The 18695-nt window shown below is 59.5% G+C and carries 18 protein-coding genes; 13 read left to right on the top strand and 5 right to left on the bottom strand.

Going from position 1 to position 18695, the window contains the following annotated elements; all coding sequences use genetic code 11:
- Positions 1-87 precede the first annotated feature (87 nt).
- The 3 genes from panC to CFI11_RS07070 all read left to right on the top strand — a co-directional run bounded on the left by panC (position 88) and on the right by CFI11_RS07070 (position 2163).
- Complete coding sequence (gene panC, locus CFI11_RS07060; RefSeq protein ID WP_130404430.1) at positions 88-930, top strand: pantoate--beta-alanine ligase; 843 nt, start codon at positions 88-90, stop codon at positions 928-930.
- Positions 927-1739 (top strand): 3-methyl-2-oxobutanoate hydroxymethyltransferase, encoded by an 813-nt coding sequence (gene panB / locus CFI11_RS07065; RefSeq protein ID WP_130404432.1) that lies wholly within the window; start codon positions 927-929, stop codon positions 1737-1739. Before panC ends, panB begins: the two co-directional genes overlap by 4 nt.
- A gap of 79 nt (positions 1740-1818) precedes the next feature.
- The gene (locus CFI11_RS07070; RefSeq protein WP_130404434.1) at positions 1819-2163 is read left to right on the top strand and encodes a RidA family protein; all 345 of its coding nucleotides are present in this window, start codon (positions 1819-1821) and stop codon (positions 2161-2163) included.
- Between the two features lie 55 nt (positions 2164-2218).
- Here CFI11_RS07070 and CFI11_RS07075 read toward each other — a convergent pair whose 3' ends face one another.
- Positions 2219-3139 carry a hydrogen peroxide-inducible genes activator gene (locus CFI11_RS07075; RefSeq protein WP_130404436.1) on the bottom strand — a complete coding sequence of 307 codons (921 nt, stop codon included), beginning with the start codon at positions 3137-3139 and terminating at the stop codon, positions 2219-2221.
- A gap of 112 nt (positions 3140-3251) precedes the next feature.
- On the opposite strand from CFI11_RS07075, the gene CFI11_RS07080 reads away from it, so the two are divergent.
- From CFI11_RS07080 to mnhG, 9 genes are read left to right on the top strand one after another with little or no spacing between them, the layout of a single operon-like run.
- Complete coding sequence (locus CFI11_RS07080) at positions 3252-4226, top strand: universal stress protein (protein WP_165390206.1); 975 nt, start codon at positions 3252-3254, stop codon at positions 4224-4226.
- Entirely contained in the window at positions 4226-4969 is a 744-nt protein-coding gene (locus tag CFI11_RS07085) for a hypothetical protein (RefSeq protein ID WP_130404440.1), read from the top strand. Before CFI11_RS07080 ends, CFI11_RS07085 begins: the two co-directional genes overlap by 1 nt.
- A gap of 25 nt (positions 4970-4994) precedes the next feature.
- A complete protein-coding gene (locus CFI11_RS07090) occupies positions 4995-7262 on the top strand; it encodes a putative monovalent cation/H+ antiporter subunit A (RefSeq protein WP_130404442.1) in 2268 nt (755 codons plus the stop codon).
- Complete coding sequence (locus CFI11_RS07095) at positions 7259-7678, top strand: Na+/H+ antiporter subunit B (protein WP_130404444.1); 420 nt, start codon at positions 7259-7261, stop codon at positions 7676-7678. The genes CFI11_RS07090 and CFI11_RS07095 overlap by 4 nt, the downstream gene beginning before the upstream one ends.
- A gap of 1 nt (position 7679) precedes the next feature.
- Entirely contained in the window at positions 7680-8045 is a 366-nt protein-coding gene (locus CFI11_RS07100; RefSeq protein WP_130404445.1) for a Na+/H+ antiporter subunit C, read from the top strand.
- A complete protein-coding gene (locus CFI11_RS07105) occupies positions 8042-9577 on the top strand; it encodes a Na+/H+ antiporter subunit D (RefSeq protein ID WP_130404446.1) in 1536 nt (511 codons plus the stop codon). The genes CFI11_RS07100 and CFI11_RS07105 overlap by 4 nt, the downstream gene beginning before the upstream one ends.
- On the top strand, positions 9574-10053 hold the full coding sequence (locus CFI11_RS07110; RefSeq protein WP_130404447.1) for a Na+/H+ antiporter subunit E: 480 nt from the start codon (positions 9574-9576) through the stop codon (positions 10051-10053). The genes CFI11_RS07105 and CFI11_RS07110 overlap by 4 nt, the downstream gene beginning before the upstream one ends.
- Positions 10053-10364 (top strand): monovalent cation/H+ antiporter complex subunit F, encoded by a 312-nt coding sequence (locus CFI11_RS07115; protein ID WP_130404448.1) that lies wholly within the window; start codon positions 10053-10055, stop codon positions 10362-10364. The genes CFI11_RS07110 and CFI11_RS07115 overlap by 1 nt, the downstream gene beginning before the upstream one ends.
- The gene (gene mnhG / locus CFI11_RS07120; protein ID WP_130404450.1) at positions 10361-10687 is read left to right on the top strand and encodes a monovalent cation/H(+) antiporter subunit G; all 327 of its coding nucleotides are present in this window, start codon (positions 10361-10363) and stop codon (positions 10685-10687) included. Before CFI11_RS07115 ends, mnhG begins: the two co-directional genes overlap by 4 nt.
- Before the next feature lie 154 nt (positions 10688-10841).
- On the opposite strand, the gene CFI11_RS07125 is transcribed toward mnhG, so the two are convergent.
- The 4 genes from CFI11_RS07125 to yghU form a co-directional block, all read right to left on the bottom strand.
- On the bottom strand, positions 10842-12233 hold the full coding sequence (locus tag CFI11_RS07125; protein WP_165390207.1) for a calcium-binding protein: 1392 nt from the start codon (positions 12231-12233) through the stop codon (positions 10842-10844).
- A gap of 567 nt (positions 12234-12800) precedes the next feature.
- The gene (locus tag CFI11_RS07130) at positions 12801-14216 is read right to left on the bottom strand and encodes a calcium-binding protein (protein ID WP_165390208.1); all 1416 of its coding nucleotides are present in this window, start codon (positions 14214-14216) and stop codon (positions 12801-12803) included.
- Between the two features lie 180 nt (positions 14217-14396).
- Positions 14397-15824 (bottom strand): calcium-binding protein, encoded by a 1428-nt coding sequence (locus tag CFI11_RS07135; protein WP_217358759.1) that lies wholly within the window; start codon positions 15822-15824, stop codon positions 14397-14399.
- Between the two features lie 533 nt (positions 15825-16357).
- Positions 16358-17239 carry a glutathione-dependent disulfide-bond oxidoreductase gene (gene yghU, locus CFI11_RS07140; protein WP_130404458.1) on the bottom strand — a complete coding sequence of 294 codons (882 nt, stop codon included), beginning with the start codon at positions 17237-17239 and terminating at the stop codon, positions 16358-16360.
- Positions 17240-17498: 259 nt separating this feature from the next.
- On the opposite strand from yghU, the gene CFI11_RS07145 reads away from it, so the two are divergent.
- Positions 17499-18680, top strand: a complete 1182-nt coding sequence (locus tag CFI11_RS07145; protein ID WP_130404460.1) for an aspartate aminotransferase family protein — start codon at positions 17499-17501, stop codon at positions 18678-18680.
- The last annotated feature ends 15 nt before the right edge of the window (positions 18681-18695 follow it).

An 18695-nucleotide genomic window follows, 5' to 3' on the forward strand; every position in this document is an offset into this window, starting at 1 on the left:
GCTGCGTGCCCCGGTCATGCACCTTTTTGACCGGTTGAGGCAGATGCAGCGATCCAGTATCGCTGCCGCCCAAACCGAGGGCACCCTATGAAGATTTGTCGATCCATCTCAGAGATACGTGCGCTGATTGCTGACCTCAAACAGACGGGCAGCGTCGGCTTTGTCCCTACGATGGGCGCCCTTCATGACGGCCACCTCATGCTGATCCGCAGGGCTCGGGCGCAGCATGACAGCACGATCGTGTCGATTTTCGTAAACCCGACGCAGTTTGAAAACGCCGATGATCTTCTGCTTTATCCGCGTGATGAGGCATCGGATCTGGCGGCTTTGCGCGCGGCCGGCGTGGCGGGCGTCTTCCTGCCGGAGGCTGATGCAATCTATCCCGAAGGTGCCGAGACCATCGTCGAGACCACGCAGCTTGCAAATGTTCTTCACGGTGTCGTTCGACCGGGTCATTTTCGCGGCGTCGCGACAGTGGTGACCAAGCTTTTCAACATCGTGCAGCCGGACGCGGCATATTTCGGAAAGAAGGACTATCAGCAACTCGCCGTCATTCGCCGCATGGTCCACGATCTGCATTTGCCGTTGAGCATTCATGGCATCGATACCGTGCGCGATCACGACGGTGTTGCCTTGTCCTCCCGGAACGTGCGGCTGTCGCCCGCGCAGCGTCGGGCTGCCCCGGTGCTTCACACCGCTTTGACCGAGGCACGCGCCCGTCTGATGGCGGGGGCCAGCATCGAAGATGCGGCAGATCTGATCGCCGAACAGATCGCCGCCGAACCGCTTGCCAGGCTGGAGGCTGTGGACATGGTGGATGCGGTAACCTTTGCACCGGTTTCGGGTCATCCCGAAGGTGTCGTCGGCATGATGCTTTCGGTTGCTTTCGGCGACATTCTTCTGATTGACCAGATGGAGGCTGAGTTATGAGCACACAAACGGACAAGGTTCGCCGCGTGACGGTTCCTCAGATCCGGGCCCGCAAGAGGGGAGAGCCGATTGTGTCTCTGACCTCGTATCACGCGCATACGGCCGCCATCGTCGATGCACATGCCGACTTTATCCTGGTGGGCGACAGTCTGGGCATGGTGATGCACGGCATGGAAAGCACGGTCAGCGTGTCTCTTGATCTGATGATCACACATGGCAAAGCGGTCGTCCGTGGAACGAAGCAAGCGCTGGTCGTCGTCGATATGCCCTTTGGGACATACGAAGAAAGCCCGGGCATCGCGTTCCGGAACGCAGCCACGATCATGAAGGAAACGGGATGCGGCGCCGTCAAGCTGGAGGGGGGTGCCCGCATGGCTGAAACCATCCGCTTCCTTACCGAACGCGGCATTCCGGTGATGGCCCATATCGGTCTGACCCCGCAATCCAGTCACATTATGGGGGGCTTCAAGACCCAGGGGCGCGATGCTGAAAGCTGGGCGGGACATATCGCGGATGCAGAGGCTGTGGCAGAGGCGGGCGCGTTCGCCGTCGTTCTGGAGGGCATGGTCGAACCGCTGGCCGCGAAGATCACTGAAAAGGTCGATATTCCGACCATCGGCATCGGCGCCTCGGCAGAGTGCGATGGCCAGATCCTCGTGCTTGAAGACATGTTGGGTATGAACCCGTGGACCCCGAAATTCGTACGGGTTTACGCCGAGATCGGTCCGCTGATCGGGCAGGCGGTCGAACGATACGCGGCGGACGTCAAGTCGCGCGCCTTCCCCGGTGAGGACGAGACCTACAGCTAGTACCGCCCGTCGCGGTTTACGCGCGGACGCTTTCCGCCTAGAGCGGGTCCAACATGACCAAACCAGGGAACGCAGAGCCATGATCGAACGGCTGCACACCAGCGCGCGGATGAGCAAGATCGTCAAACACAACGGCGTGGCCTATCTTTGCGGTCAAGTCGGAGCAGGCGAGAGCGTGGCCGAACAGACGCGTGATTGCCTGTCGCGGGTCGATGCCCTTCTGCAAGAGGCAGGGTCGGATCGTGAACATATCCTTCAAGCGATTGTCTGGCTCGCCGATATGGCGGACTTTCAAGAGATGAACGCTGTTTGGGACGCTTGGGTGCCCGAGGGGCATGCCCCGGCGCGGGCCTGCGGAGAGGCCCGTCTGGCGCGCGATGTGCTGAAGGTTGAGATCATCGTAACGGCGGCCATCAAGGATTAGTCCGAATATATACCGCCCGGCGTGTTGGCGCGTCCTTTCGGGCTGGCCCGGATCTTCAATTCAAGATCGTGATCTCGGACGCGCGCACCTTCAGGATACCGCGGATCAGGTCCGCGAGCGTCTGAAACTCTTCTTCGCGTGCCGTCCCGCGCCGCCAGACCATGCCGATCATGCGGGATGGCGCCCGCCCTTTGAACGGGCGCGCGATCACGATGTCCTGATGCGCGACTTCCGATTTGACATAAAGCGCGGGCAGCAGCGACAGGCCCATGCCCATCGCCACCATCTGCCGAAGCGTATCGAGGCTGGTGCCTTCATAGTCATGGGACAGCGCAGCGCCGTAATCGTCGCAGAAACCCCGCACTTGTTCATAAAGCTTGTGCCCCGGCTCCAACGTCATGATTATTTCGTTTTCAAGGACTTGCGGGTCGACCTTCGACAACTCCGCAATCGGGTGATCGTGCGGTGCGGCAACCAGCAGGTCCTCGCGGAAGATCGGTGCGCTGACCAGATCGGCCCGTGGAACGGGCAGGGGGAAGAACAGCAGATCCAGCGTGCCGCCCTCGAGGCTCTGCACCAGCCTGTCCGGCAATTCCTCGCGGACATAGAGGCGCAGATCAGGGTGGTTTTCATGCAGATCCGGTACGATCAAAGGCAGAAGATAGGAGCCTAGCGACTGGATCACTCCGATTTTGATCGTGTCCTCCAGCAAGGACTGACCGGCCTTTGCCATGGCCCGGATCTCGTTCATGTCGCGTAGCACGTCGCGCGCCTTGTCCACCACGCGCCGCCCCAGCGGGGTAAGGATCACCCTCGACCGGCTTCGCTCAACCAACTGTACGGAGAGCTTCTGTTCAAGTTCCTTCAACTGCACGCTCAGCGTTGGCTGAGTGACGTTACAGGCCTCCGCAGCGCGACGGAAATGCAAGGTGTCGGCGACTGCAACAAGGTAGCGGAGTTGTTGGATTGTGGGCATAGATCTGCAGATTGATTGATTTTATCTATCAAAGATAGCCTGAGAATAGATTTGAACAATGGGTTATGCGCCCCATCTGCCAATCATCCCGCTGTGTCTTCCGGAGCCGCCGATGAAACGCTTCAAGAACATTCTTGTCGTCTGTGATGAGAAGAGCGACTACGAGAATGCCTTTGACCGGGTTCGCTGGCTGGCCAAGGCCAATGACGCCGCTGTTACGTTGATGGATGTGGTCGATGCAGAACCGGGGGCGCTGTCGCGCCTGCTGGCGGCTCTGCCCGGCGCGCAAAGCACGACCGTCGAGGAGCAGGTGCTGGAGGTTCACCGCACGCGTTTGGGCGAACTGGCCGCCCCGCTGATCGCGGATGGCATACCGGTCACCCAGATCGTCGAGCAGGGTATCGGGTTTCTGGAGGTCATCCGCCGCGTTCTGAGTGAGAACCACGATCTGGTGATCAAGGGTGCCGAGGCAGGGCGCGACGGCATGCTTTCCCGCAGCTTCGACATGCATCTGATGCGGAAATGCCCGTGCCCGGTCTGGATCCTAAAATCGAAAAGCGATCCAAAGGCGCGTCATATCCTGGCTGCCGTGGATCCGGATCAGGAGGGGGTTGCAGACGATACGTTAAGCCGCACGGTCATGGAATTGGCGACATCTCTGGCCGATCAGGACGAGGCCCGCCTGTCGGTGATGAACGTTTGGCGGGTGCAGGAGGAATCGACCCTGCGTCACACATTGGTGAAGATCCCCGATGAAGACGTAAATGCCATCGTCGCCCAGGAGCACCGGAAAAGTGCTGAAAGCCTTCAAACGTTAATGTCTCTGTTCCCAAACCACCGGAAACGGATAAACGTGCATCACGTCAAAGGGGTCGCCGGCGATGTGATCCCCGATTTTGTCGAGGCGGAGCATATCGATACGATTGTTATGGGAACGGTGGGAAGAACAGGCATCGCCGGGGTCATTATCGGCAACACGGCGGAGACCATCCTGAACCGTGTCACCTGTTCTGTCATCGCCGTGAAACCGCCGAACTTCGTTTCGCCGGTGGAAGCCGGGACCAGCGGAAGCGGCGCGCGGCATTAATGCAGGACGAGGCCGATAAGCCGGGTCTGCGACCCTGGCAGCGTTTTCGCGTTGCGGAAACCGCACGTGATTTCGGTGCGGCTGTCAGGTCCTGCGCCACCGCCCACCTTTCGGACGCGCAACGTGCCGTGATCCTGAGGGAATGCGGTGTCATGTCCCGAAGGATGACCGAGACAGAGCGGCATCTGGACGAAGCACGGGCAGAGACGGACCTACTGTCGCAAACTTTCGATCTGCATGTGAAGGCCGCGCAGGTCCTGGAAGACGATCTGCACAATGAAACGGATGATGGGCGTGTTCTTCAGCTCAAGACGTCGCTGAGCCGCCTGATCGGTCAGTTGGAGAGCATCAAACCGCAGGTGGAGACCGCGCGTCAGGCCGACGCGGCGGGACTGCGATGGAGTGCGGATGTCAGGGCAGCGCTCACCGATCTGCAAGCTCAACTGGGGAAAGAGCCGGAGCCAGAGGCGCGCCCCGCAGGTGCCGGCAAGACGATCTCGCTGACCGCCGCGCTAAGCGCGCTGAGCACCGCGCTTGATGCAGCAAATGATGCCGCGCGCCGCGAAGATCCTGCACTGACTGCTACGCTGGCTCTTTTTCCGCAGCGTGATCCAAATTTGATCAGGGCGCTCGATATCGTGCGCGACCAGGCCGATGCCGTGGGCGGAGGGCTCAGCGCGCGGCTCGAAGCGTTGAAATCCGCCGCGGCCACATCACCCTCCAAGCCTGGCTCGAACGAGTAGGCAGAGAGGCAAGAGGACAGAACATATGGGCGAGACATCTACGAAAACGGCCGGCAATGGCCTGTCCGGTTGGCTGCCAACCCTCATCGCGGCCGGTCTTTTTGCATATTTCGCAACGCTCGTTCCCGCCGTGGCAGAGGGGAATGTGCTGCGGCTGGTTTATGATTGGGTGCCGTCGCTGGGCATCAGCCTGTCGTTCCTGGTCGATGGCCTCAGCCTGACCTTCGCCTTGCTGATCAGCGGGATCGGGACGTTGGTCATGCTTTATTCCAACACCTACCTCGCAGGACATCCGCAATATGCGCGTTTCGCGCTTTTCCTGACATCGTTCATGCTGTCGATGCTGGGACTGGTTCTGGCGGACAACCTGATCTCTCTGTTCGTCTTCTGGGAGCTGACGACGATCACCTCCTACCTGCTGATCGGCTTTGGCCATGAAACCGAGAAAGGCCGCCGCTCGGCCTTGCAGGCGCTGCTCTTGACCGGGGCAGGGGCGCTCGCCTTGCTGGCGGGACTGATCCTTTTGGGTGTCACGGCAGGGACGTTCGAGATTTCAGAGATCCTGGCCAAGGGGGACGAAATTCGAGCGCACGCGCTTTACCTGCCGATCCTGATCCTGCTGCTTGCAGGGGCCTTTACGAAATCGGCGCAATTCCCGTTTCATTTCTGGCTGCCCAACGCCATGGCGGCGCCCACGCCCGTCAGCGCGTTTCTGCATTCGGCCACGATGGTCAAGGCGGGCGTTTATCTGCTGGCTCGGATGCATCCGGCCTTTTCCGGCACCGATGTCTGGCTTTGGACGCTGACGATTTTTGGCGCTGTTACGGCTGTTTTCGCAAGCGTTCTGGCGCTGCGCCAGACGGATCTCAAACAGGCGCTTGCCTATACGACATTGATGGCGCTGGGCACGCTGACGCTGTTTTTAGGTCAGCAGTCGGGCTATGCCATCACGGCTTTCGTCACATTCCTGATCGTGCATTCTCTCTATAAGGCGGCGCTGTTCCTTGTGGTCGGTTGCATTGACCACGCCACGGGAACGCGCGAGGCGGATATCCTCGGCGGACTTGGGCGGGCGATGCCGATCACTGCCGTGGCCGCTGCTGTGGCGGCCTTGTCGATGGCCGGGTTTCCACCGTTTCTTGGCTTTATCGGGAAAGAGCTGAAATATGCTGGGGCCCTCGCGGTCGCGTCCGAGCCCATGCTTGTTGCAGGCGCGGTGCTTTTGGCAAATGCGCTTATGTTCGCGGTGGCAGGCGTGGTCGCCTTCCGTCCTTTCTGGCGCCGCGCGGACGGCGAATTGCCGAAGTCACCGCACGAGGCGCCTTGGCAGATGCTCGCTGGCCCGGTTTTGCTGGCGGCGGCGGGGGCGATCTTCGGTATCAATCCCGACCTTTTGCAATCGACCCTGGTGAACCCGACCGTTGCGACGTTCCTCGGAGATCCCGGCGAAGCCAAGGAGTTGAAGCTTTGGGCCGGGGTGAACCTGCCGCTCTTTCTGAGCATTGCGACGTTCGTTCTGGGCTTTGTGATCTACTTGCTGCACCGCCCCTTGCGCCGCGGGCTTGCCGATCTCGATGCGCGCAGCCCAAATTTCGACCGTGGCTGGGACAACGTGCTGGCCGGGCTCGTCGCGGTTTCGAACTGGCAGACCCGTCTGCTGCAATCCGGCGTCTTGCGGCGTTATCTGTTCACCGTCTTCCTGACTGTCGTTCTGGCACTGGGCGGTACGATCCTGGCGCGTGGCGTCTGGGAAGGCGCACCTGATTTCTCGGACGTCGCGGCGCGCAACTGGGCGATCCTGTTGCTGATCGTGGCAGGCGCAGCTGTGATGGTGGTGACACGGTCGCGCATCGCTGCCGTGGCCGCTTTGGGCGTGGTCGGCATTGGCGTGGCGCTCATTTTCATCGTCTTCAGCGCGCCCGATGTCGCGATCACACAGCTTTTGGTTGAAACCCTGGTCGTTGTCCTGGTTGCCGTCGCCATGTTGCGGCTCCCCTTCCTTGATCCTCCAGGACAGAGCGATCATCGCCCCGTGGACGCGCTTCTTGCCATCGGTGTGGGCGCCGTGGTGACCGTGACCATTTTGGCCGTCATCGGGACGCCGTTCGATACCCGACTGACCGACTATTTCGAGACGGCGAGCTGGCCCGAAGCCTTTGGCCGGAACATCGTGAACGTCATCCTCGTCGACTTCCGCGCGCTTGACACGTTTGGAGAAATTGCCGTCGTCGTCGTCGCGGCCCTGTCGGCCTATGCGCTTCTGCGCACCACCGTAAAGGACAAGAAACAATGAATTCGATCATCCTTCGGGCCGGGACCCGTTATCTTGTCGGCATCCTTCTGATCTTTTCGGTGTATATGCTGCTGCGCGGTCACAACGAGCCGGGAGGCGGCTTTATCGGCGGCCTGATCGGCGCCACCGGCTTTATCCTCTACACCCTGGCCTGCGGCACCGCCGAGGCGCGCGCGTCGCTTCGGATCGAACCCCAGGTGATCGCCATGGTGGGCCTTGGGATCGCGCTTTTGGCAGGTCTGGGGGCGGCGGTCTTCGCCGAGCCGCTTTTTACCGGGCAATGGCTCTTTATCGGAGAGACGGAGGACGACAAGGGGCTGCCCCTTTCGACGGTGCTGGTCTTCGATATCGGGGTCTATCTGGTTGTTTTCGGATCGATCCTGACGCTTGTCTTCGCGATGGAAGAGGAAATCTGAGATGGAAGCGCTCCTCGCTGTCACCATTGGCGCACTGGTCGCCGCATCCGTCTATCTGATGCTCGCGCGCAACGTGCTGCGCTTCATCTTTGGGCTGGCGCTGATCTCGAACGCGGCCAACCTGATCATTTTCACCGGCGGACGGCTGACCGAAGGCTCCCCCCCGCTGATCCCCGAGGGCTCTGATTTTCCGGCCGCCGACGTGGCCAACGCGTTGCCGCAGGCATTGGTGCTGACGGCCATCGTGATCGGCTTTGGCCTCTTTGCCTTTGCCTTGGTCCTCGTGTTCCGGGCCTATACGACGCTTGGCACCCTGAATTCCGACGAGATGCGCGTCGCCGAACCCAAAGAGAAGTCCGTTTCGTGAGCTGGATCCTTTCCCTTCCCCTTGTCCTGCCGTTTCTCACGGCAATCTTCGCCTTCCTGTTCCGGCATCGCCGGGCCGGGCGCTGGATCAGTGTTGTGGGCTCTGCGCTTCTTCTTGGGGCGGCGTCTATGCTGATGGTGGCAACGCTTCAAAACGGAGTGATCGCCGGTCAGATGGGCAGCTGGCCCGCGCCTTTTGGCATTACGCTTGTGGCCGATCTGCTGAGTGCCGTGATGGTCGTGATCACCGCCATCACCGGACTAGCCGTTGCGATCTATGCCTTGGCGGATGTCGATGCACGGATGGAGCAACTTGGATATCACGCCCTCTTCAACGTGCTTATCGCCGGGGTGACCGGTGCGTTTCTCACCGGCGACCTTTTCAACCTTTATGTCTGGTTCGAGGTGATGCTGATTGCCTCATTCGGCCTGCTGATCCTGGGTGGACGCAAAGAGCAGATCGACGGCGGCATCAAATATGTGACGCTGAACCTGGTCTCAACGATCCTGTTCCTGGCTGGCATTGGCCTGCTTTACGGCATGACCGGTACGCTCAACATGGCGGATCTGTCGCTGGCCGTGGATCAGGTGGAAAATCAGGGCCTCCTGACGCTTGTCGCGGTGATGTTCATGATCGCCTTCGGGGTGAAGGCCGCGGTCTTTCCCCTGTTCTTCTGGCTGCCCGCCGCTTATCACACGCCCGCCTTTTCGGTTTCCGCCGTCTTTGCCGGGCTTCTGACCAAGGTCGGCGTCTATGCTCTGATCCGCATGTTCACGCTGGTCTTCGATCATGATATCGGCTTTACTCACCAGATCCTGCTCTGGGTGGCGGGGTTCACTATGGTCACCGGTGTTCTGGGCGCTGCGGCGCAAAGCGATTTTCGCAAGATCCTGTCGTTCCATATCGTCAGTCAGATCGGCTATATGATCCTTGGCCTCGCGCTCTTTACGCCTGCGGCGATTGTGGGGGCCGTGTTCTATCTGGTGCACCATATCGTGGTGAAGGCGAACCTGTTCCTGATCGCCGGGGTCGGGCAGCGTCTGACCGGTGATACAGAACTGGCGCGCATTGGCGGACTTTACAAATCTGCGCCCCTGCTGGCCGTTCTGTTCCTGATCCCTGCCTTCTCTCTGGCTGGCTTCCCGCCGCTTTCGGGGTTCTGGGCCAAGTATCTGCTGGTTAAGGCTGCTCTCGATGTGCAGGGCTGGGTCATCGCGGGCGTGGCGCTCGCGGTCGGGTTGCTGACGATCTATTCGATGACCAAGATCTGGGCCGCCGCGTTCTGGAAGCCCCATCCCGACCGTATCGAGCCGAAGTTGGACCGCATCGACGGACCGACCCGCGCGGCGTTTCTGTGGCCGATTGCAGGGCTTGCGACGCTCACGATCATCATCGGGTTCTTCCCTCAGCCATTTGTTGCCTTTGCCGAGGCATCGGCGGCGCAGCTTCTCGATCCATCGGCCTATATTGGTGCTGTGCTGGGTGAGGCCGCAATCACGCCGGACCAGATCGCGACGGGAGAAAGCGAATGAACATGCTTGTCACAAACTTCCTGCTGGCTGTGTGCTGGGCGGCGCTGATGGGCAGCTTCACAATCGGCTCTCTGGCCACGGGCTTTGTGCTCGGCTTTGCGGTGCTTTGGCTGCTTCAGCCCCTGATTGGCGGGCCCAGCAACTATTTCCTGCGCAGCTATTACTGGTTACGGCTGATCGTGATGTTTCATTACGAACTGGTGGTCTCCAGCCTGCAGGTGATCTGGGACGTCATCACCCCGCGCCACCTGGCAACACCGGCGGTGATCGAGATGCCGCTTGATGTCAGAAGCGACGCGGGCATCCTTTTGGTCACGAACCTGATTTCACTGACCCCGGGCACGCTGAGCCTGGATGTGTCGGATGACCGCAAAACACTGCTGGTACACGCGATGTTCGCGGATGACCCCGAGGAGATCTGCCGGCAACTGAAATCCGGAATGGAACGCTGGGTGATGGAGGCGATAGAGACCTGATGAGTGGAGCGGAATTTCTGGACCTTGCGGTCGATCTGAGCTTTGGAATGGTGATCCTTTCAGTCGCGCTGGGCTTTGTGCGGCTGGCCCTGGGGCCAAGCCTGCCGGACCGTGTGGTGGCGCTCGATATGATGACGATCGCCATTCTCGCCTTTTGTGGCCTTGCCGCCATCCGGGCCGACGATCAGGCGTTTCTGGATGTGGCGTTGGTGCTGGCGCTTGTGGGTTTTCTGGCGACCGTCGCTCTCGCCCGCTTTGCGGAGCGTCGCAAAAATCGCCTGGAAGAAGCTGCGGAAAGGAAACGGTCATGATGGAATACGTGGCCGGGGTTTTCCTGCTGCTCGGTGGCGTTTTGGCGGTCATCGCGGCCCTTGGGCTGCTCCGCCTGCCCGACATCCTGATCCGGATGCATGCGTCAACCAAGGTCGGCACGCTGAGTTGCGGATTGATCATGGCAGGCGTCGCGGTGGCCTTTGCGACGGGTCCTGTTGTGCTCCGCTGTGTGGCGATCGTGGTCTTTCTTTTGCTCACAGCGCCAATTGCCGGCCACATGATCGGCCGTGCGGCGTTGCGCACGGGCGTTCCGCTCTGGCAGCGGCCTGACGCGGGCAATGGGGAAAGTGAAAAGACCTAGAAGTGATCCGTCCAGAACAACCTTGATGGGGAGGGCAATGTTGGACTGCTCGCATCTTTGTGCCCTTGGGCAGCCGCAATGAAGAACACTGCCTCATTCGAAAGAAGAAGCGCCCGGCACATGATGTCCGGGCGCCTTTCGTAACGGATAGATCTCAGAGGATAAAGTCGTCCGCGTTGAGCGTGCCGACGTTCAGCACCATGATCGTGCTGTCGGTTTCTCCGTCTCCGTCCACGTCGATCAGAACGAGCGCGTCACCGTTCTGGATCGACTGCACCCGCAGCTCTGCCTCCCCCGATGCGCTGAATGCGTCCACGAAAGAGAGCGGAGCCAGTTCCACCAAAGCCGAGACGTCGATCACATCCTCTCCCCGCTCGAAATCGGCGATCACATCGCTGTCGGACCGGGCGGCCTTGCTGTCGTTGACCGAAGAGAAGACAAAGACGTCATCGCCCAGACCGCCGAACATCGTATCCTGTCCCGCGCCCCCTGTGATCTGGTCCATGCCCTTTCCGCCCCGGATCACATCGGCTCCGGCACCGCCGTCAAGTGTATCGCTCTGGTTGCCGCCGAGGATCTTGTCGTTGCCTTTTCCCCCTTTGATGAAGTCTTGGCCCTGACCACCGAACAATTGGTCATTTCCGCTTCCGCCGCGCATTTCGTCATCGCCGGCACCCGCCTTCAGAGTGTCGTTGCCCGCACCGCCGAACAGGCTGTCGAGACCGCTGCCGCCCTCCAGGCTGTCGTCGCCGCCTTCGCCAAAGAAGACGTTTAACGTGTCGTTGCCCAGGATGGTGTCATTGCCGCTGCCGCCGAACACGTCACCGCTTTCGCCATCGCGCCCGTCAAACAGATCATCGCCGCCCTTCAGCTTTGTTTCGCCGGTGATGAAGCCGGAATTATAGACTTTCTGCGCCGTATCGTTACCGATGATTGCAACCGGCGTGCCCTCGTCGATCGCGGTGATCGTGCCGTTGTTCCGAACGACGCCTCCAACGGCATCCTCCTCAAAAACAATTGCATTTGTCTGTCCGGCAATTTGTCCGTAGTTGATGATTTCCACATCTTCCGATGCAACTTCGATCCCGGTTCCACCGAAAATGGCGGCGTAGTTCAAAATGAGATTGTCGCGGCCCTCATCACGAATGCCAACACCGGTTTGCGAACCTTCGATTGTCCCAAAGTTATTGATGACAGAGTTAAAGCCGACATTCTTGATCGCCGTGTCGCCGGAAACCTTGGAGAATGTCGCATTTATGATCGAGTTGACGAGACCGTTCATGTGAATTCCGACATCAGTGCCCGAGATGGTGCCACCGTCGTTGAAGATCACACTTTCAGACACGAAGGCGCGCAGGCCCTTGCCTTCCCCCGCGATGGCGCCAAAGTTGGTCACGCTTGCGCCGGTGATCGAGTTGATGTCCAGGGCAGCCGGTTTCGATCCTTCTTTGTTGGTGATTTTTACGTCTTGGTCTATGACGAATGGCCCTGCGTCGAATTCGAAAAAGAGCCCTTTGTCCGTCGATTTCAGGAATTGCGTGCTCATATCGTTCTCCATGAAGAGTTCAGTCTGGTGTTTGCCCGAAGGCTGTTTTTTCTCCCGGTTCTGACGTCGTCGGACCGGGTTGCTGCGGGTGTTTCGGTTGCCTTTCGTCACAGAGCGACCCCTGGCTTGACACACGCGCGTCAGCCATTCCGGGCCGCCCGGAAACGGGCGGGTCTCAGGTCTGTTCGGTTTTCAGGTATTCTTGCGATTGCCGCATCGGACATTTGGCCCGTCGGGCGGTTGTATTCGCCGCCTTCCCGAGCTCCCAGGTCTACTTGAACGTCGCAGACGGCAGGTCGCCCTTAATGCTCCTCAAAAGTTTGCGCGAAAGTCACGCCGATCTTCCTCAGCGGATGGAGCTATAGCACCGAGGCGATTTGCGGGAAATACTCATTTTCCTTTCTAAAACAGTGTTCTAGCGGCAAGTCGCTTATGTTGTGGCGCTGTCCCGCGTGGCAGCAGTGAGCTTGAAAAAACGGATGTTGACGAAAGCGCAAACAGCGTTTTCTTAAGAGGCGGGTCCGGTGATCGTATCCCCAGACCCGCAGGGTAGGTGTCGAGGTCGGCTTAGAGTATGAAGTCGTTCATATCGAGCATGTCCTGACCCAGCACTCTGATCGCGCTGTCAGCCTGGCCGTCGCCATCGACGTCGATAAAGACGACAACATTGCCGCTCTGGAAGGCTTGGGCGCGGACCTCTGCCTGCCCGGAGGCGCTGAATGCGTCGACAAAGGAGAACGCGCCCAGATCGCTCATGCCCGTGATGTCGATCAAGTCTTCTCCTCTGGTGAAATCAGCGATGATGTCCGCTTGGTTGTCCGGAGTGCTTTGATTGGCCGATGTGTAGATAAACACGTCGCTGCCTTCGCCCCCGAAAAGGGTGTCACGGCCTGTTCCCCCGTCGATCATATCGTTTCCGCTGCCTCCGCGGATCAAGTCGTCTCCGGCACCGCCATTGATCGTATCGTCCTGGCCACCGCCGAAGATCTCATCGTTGCCCCGGCCACCGTTGAGGGTATCTTTGCCGGTGCCCCCTTCGATGTGGTCGTTACCGGTTCCACCCCAGATGAGGTCCTGGCCGCTTCCTCCGACAAGGCTGTCGTTATCAGCGCCGCCCCCAATCAGGTCATTGCCAGCGCCCCCTGAAAGCTGGTCATCGCCGGACGCGCCCGAAAGGTTGTCATTTCCACTGTCACCGAAGAATTGATCGTTGTCGAACCCCCCCAGGAGTGTGTCATTTCCTGATCCGCCGAAGACCTTGTCACTTTCGAAAGAAGATGACCCATCGTAGAGGTCGTTCCCGCCGTTAAGACGAACCGCCCCTAAAATGCTGGCCTCGTTATAGACAACATCGGCAAAGTTGCTGGTAACGATTCCGCCGATGATCTCTCCAGAATTATGGATTTCTATACCCAGCGCGGAATCAGTGACCTTGATGCCAATCCGATTTCCTTGAATCACACCGCTGTTTTTGATTTCTGAGTTCGCGCCGAAAACTTCCACCCCGATATCAGCAGAGATGGTTCCAAAGTTGTCAAGATCGTTTTGATTGCCACCGATAATGACCCCCGTGCTCCTGGCTGGAGCGTCATCTTCTATGATGATATCGCCATAATTTATGATATCGGTGTTGAGGCCTGTATTCGTAATCCCATCCAAACGCGCGCGGATCGTGGCACCAGCACCATTGATGATCGTTCCCGATCCCGCACTTTGAACGACGATCCCGCTAAAACCGATGATTTCGCCCTGATTATGAAGGACAAGGTTGCGTCCGTTTCCCCCTTCAATCCTTACTGCATCATTTTCAGACTCGATTTTGCCGAAATTTGTAAGGTCCAGGTTGGTGACATCCCTCATAAATATCGGTTGGGCGCCACCGTCGAAGTTGGTGATCGTTTCAGTGTCGCGGATAACAAAAGATCCTGTTTCGTTTTCGATCGTGTGCCCGGTATCGGTTGAGTCCAGGAATCTGAGTGTCATCATCTCTCTCCGTTATATTGAGAATTTACGCGTGGGTGGGATGGAAGGCCGGTGCGATTGACCGGTCGTATCCAAATAGGAAAGGGGTCTTTGGTGAGGTGCACCGATGGATCAGCGCCCCGTTTTTGACGGGGCGCCTCACGCGGAGTGTTTTCGGTGCACCTTGGTTTTGGTCGTGCGTCAGAGAAGGAAGTCGTTGACGTCGATGGTGTTCACGCCCAGGACCCTGATCGCGCTGTCGGCTTGTCCGTCGCCATCCACGTCGATCAGCACGAGCGAGTTGCCATCGTCGAGCGATTGAGCCCGCACTTCGGCCACGCCGGACCCGCTGAATTCCTGCACGAAAGACGTGACGCCAAAGTCGATCATTCCGGTGATGTCGATCAGGTCCTCACCTTGCGTGAAGTCGGTGATGATATCGCTTTGGTTCGCGCCAGGGCCACTTTCCTGCGCGGACTTGAAGACAAACACATCTTCCCCTTCGCCGCCGGTCAGCGTGTCCTGACCCATACCGCCCAAGATCTGGTCGTTGCCGTTGCCACCGCTGATGCGGTCAACGCCGCCGCCGCCATTGAGCTGGTCGTTCCCATCGCCACCAAAGATGCGGTCGTTGCCCGCACCGCCGTTGATGCTGTCCTCTCCCCGGCCACCGGAGAGCAGGTCGCTTCCACTTCCGCCCCGCATCATGTCGTCGCCGTCTCTGCCTGAGATCGTGTCGTTACCGGCGCCGCCGGCAAGGCTGTCATCGCCACGTCCGCCGTCCAGGCTGTCGTTACCGCCTTCTCCGAAAAGAAAGTCCATATCGCTGCCACCGATCAGCGTGTCGTCTCCCGAACCGCCGAAGACCGGGCCGCTGACGCCTCCTCGGCCATCGTAAAGGTCGTTGCCGCCCTCCAGCTCCACCGCGCCCCGGATCTCGCCGCTGTTATAGATCTGCTCGTTGCCGTCGCTGCCCTGCACATCACCAATGATTTCGCCGAGGTTGCGGACGGTTCCGTTGTTTGAGAACGGGTCAAAGACAATTGCACCGCTGGTGCCTTCGATGGTGCCGCGGTTGATGATATCCGTGTCCTCCGCGCTCACTTCAATTCCGATCCCGCCGAAGATGCGCCCGGTGTTCAGAACCAGATCTGAAAGACCGCCGAGAAAGATGCCGGCTCCTTCAAACGAGCCTTCGATTTCACCGGAATTCGAAATCGTGGCCGCGATCCCCGAGCTGGAGATACCGACAACGCCGCGAATGACCGATTCGGGTCCATTGATGATTTCGCTGTTCGTTGTTCTGGCATTGATGCCAGTGCCGGTGCTCAGAATTGTGCCGCCCTGATTGCTGATGAGCACGTTGGCTCCGTCGCGGACGGCGATGCCTGTACCCTCTCCGTCGATGATACCAAAATTCGTCAAGCTGGTGTTCGAGAGATCTTCCAACGCGACCGCCGAGGTGAAGCCGCCCGCGAAGTTCGTGATAATCGTCGTGTCGGTAATGACAAACGGGCCGGGCTCATCTCGGATCGAAACACCGGTGTCGGTCTGTTCTAGGAATGTAAGGGCCATCTCGTCTCTCCATGCGATGGTGTAGAATTCGGTGTTCAGGCGCGTCAAAACCACGCCTGTTCAACTGCGGATGCAGTTGTCTTGGTCTTTTCGAGTTCAAAAGGTGCCGCCGAAGCAGCACTGTTTTTCTGGGCTATGGTGAGGCAGGTCGAAGCCTGCCCTGATCATCCGTCAGAGCCTTGCCATAGACATGTATTGGTGCCCGTGGCCTTGAGCTGTGACGATTTTCGCTGACGGATTATTTGCCAAGCTGGACCGGCCAGGCGGCAGGTCGTTCATATGAAACTGGAAACGCCATAAATGCTCCGGAAACAAGGCTCTCTTGAAGTCAAAGCTCAGCGGAACCTCGCTGAGCCCGGCGCGACCATAGCAGTCGCGCTGTTTGGGAAAAGTCTGATTTTCGTTTTATAAACAGCGTTCTAGCAGGATTTCGCCAAGGCTTTGGTTGAAATTTGCCGATGACGCTGGGTTCGGGTGGGGCCCTGCTTGAACGCCTGAAGATCAAGGCTTTGCGCTCAGGCATGCGTCAATCTCAGGGCAGAACGATGTTTCGCGAAATCAAGAGGCGCGAAACATCGTTCATGCACTTATTCCTCCGTTGTGCCGGTCAGCTTGTCTGCGGTCTTGAGATCGAAATCGCTGGCGTCATGGCGCTCGCGCAACTGGTTCTCCGGCGCGCCCCAGGTGCGATTCACGATCCGGCCCCGTTTGACGGCGGGCCGCTCGGCGATCTCGTTGGTCCAGCGGTTCATGTTGACGTAAGAGGCTGTGTCGAGGAACTCCGCCGCCTCGTAGACCAGGTTGGCCACAAGCGCGCCGTACCAGGGCCAGATGGCCATATCGGCAATCGTGTAGTCGTCGCCGGTCATGAACCGCCGGTCGGCCAGGTTCCGATCCAGCACATCGAGCTGCCGCTTCACCTCCATCGCGAAACGGTTGATCGGATATTCCTGCTTGGTCGGCGCATAGGCATAGAAATGGCCAAAACCGCCGCCCAGATATGGTGCGCTGCCCATCTGCCAGAAAAGCCAGGAGAGGCATTCCGGCTTCAACGCGGGATCTTCGGGAAGGAAGGCCCCGAACTTCTCTGCAAGATAAAGCAGGATGGCACCGGACTCGAACACCCGCGTTGCCGGATCGGTGCTATGATCCATCAGTGCCGGGATCTTCGAGTTTGGGTTGGCCTCCACGAACCCGCTGCCGAATTGATCGCCTTCGCCGATCTCGATCATCCACGCGTCGTATTCCGCGCCCGTGTGACCGGCGGCCAGCAACTCTTCAAGCATAACCGTCACTTTCACGCCGTTCGGCGTGCCCATGGAGTAAAGCTGCAATGGGTGCTCTCCGACCGGTAGCTCCTTGTCATGGGTCGGCCCGGCAATGGGACGGTTGATCTTGGCAAAGCGTCCGCCGCTCTCGGCGTCCCAGGTCCAGACCTTGGGCGGGGTGTAGTTTTCGGTTTCGCTCATCGCGGCATCTCCTCTGCAAGCAGTGCCGCAATCTGTGCATGATCGGGCAGAGGGCCACAACACGGGCTTTCCTTTTCGTGATCGCTGCGCTATTGCGAGGTCATGAACACCGCGATGCATATCACCACCCGACGCCGACGCGCGTAATCCATCCACCTGTTCACCCGGCGCCTTTTCAGGTGCATCCCTTCTTCAAATCGTTGACGCAGCCCGCCCCGATAAGGCAATCAAAAGGCTCATTCTTGCAAAGGAGGATCCGATGATCCCGTCCATCCTGCCAACCTATTCCCGCGCACCGCTGACCTTCGTCAAAGGCGAAGGCAGCTGGCTGATCGAGCAGGACGGGCGACGTTTCCTCGACCTCGGCGCTGGCATCGCCGTGAACGCGCTGGGCCATGCTCATCCCGCCCTGGTCTCGGCGCTGACCGAGCAGGCGAATGCGCTCTGGCATACCTCGAACCTCTACCAGATCCCGCAACAGCAGGCTCTGGCGGACAAGCTGGTGGACCTGACCTTTGCCGATACGGTGTTCTTTACCAATTCCGGCACCGAAAGCTGTGAGCTTGCGGTGAAGATGGCCCGCAAATACTGGTTCGACAAAGGCCAGCCCGACCGCACCGATGTCATCACCTTTTCCGGCTCGTTCCACGGTCGCTCCTCCGCCGGTATCGCCGCTGCGGGCTCCGAGAAGATGACCAAGGGTTTTGGCCCGCTCCTGCCCGGTTTCGTCCATATCGCATGGGGCGATCACGACGCGCTGCATGCCGCCATCACCGACACGACTGCGGCCATCCTCGTGGAACCGGTGCAGGGGGAGGGCGGCATCAACCCGCTCCCCGACCAATGCCTCAAGGGCTTGCGCGATCTTTGCGACGAGCACGGCATCCTTCTGATCTTGGACGAGGTGCAATGCGGTGTGGGCCGCACCGGCAAACTTTTCGCCCATGAATGGGCCGGCATCGAGCCCGACATCATGATGGTGGCTAAAGGCATCGGTGGCGGCTTCCCGTTGGGCTGCGTGCTCGCCACCGAAGACGCCGCGTCCGGCATGACCGCCGGCACCCACGGCTCGACCTATGGCGGCAATCCTCTGGGCTGTGCGGTCGGCTCCGCCGTACTGGACATTGTCGCTGACCCGGCCTTCCTGGCCGAGGTTAACCGCAAGGCCGGCCTGTTCCGTCAGAAGCTCGAAAGCCTCGTCGCCTCCCACCCGGGTGTGTTCGAGGCCGTGCGCGGCTCCGGCCTTATGCTGGGCCTCAAGTGCCAGGCGCCCAACACCGACGTGGTGAATGCAGGCTATGCACACCAGATCATCACCGTGCCCGCTGCCGACAATGTGATCCGCCTGCTTCCCTCGCTCACCCTCACCGATGAGGAGATCGCCGAGGCCCTCACCCGCCTTGACCTCGCCGCCTCGGCCCTGACCACCAAAGCGGCCTGATCTTCATCTTGCCAG

Source organism: Thalassococcus sp. S3 (genome assembly GCF_004216475.1).
Classification (GTDB): domain Bacteria; phylum Pseudomonadota; class Alphaproteobacteria; order Rhodobacterales; family Rhodobacteraceae.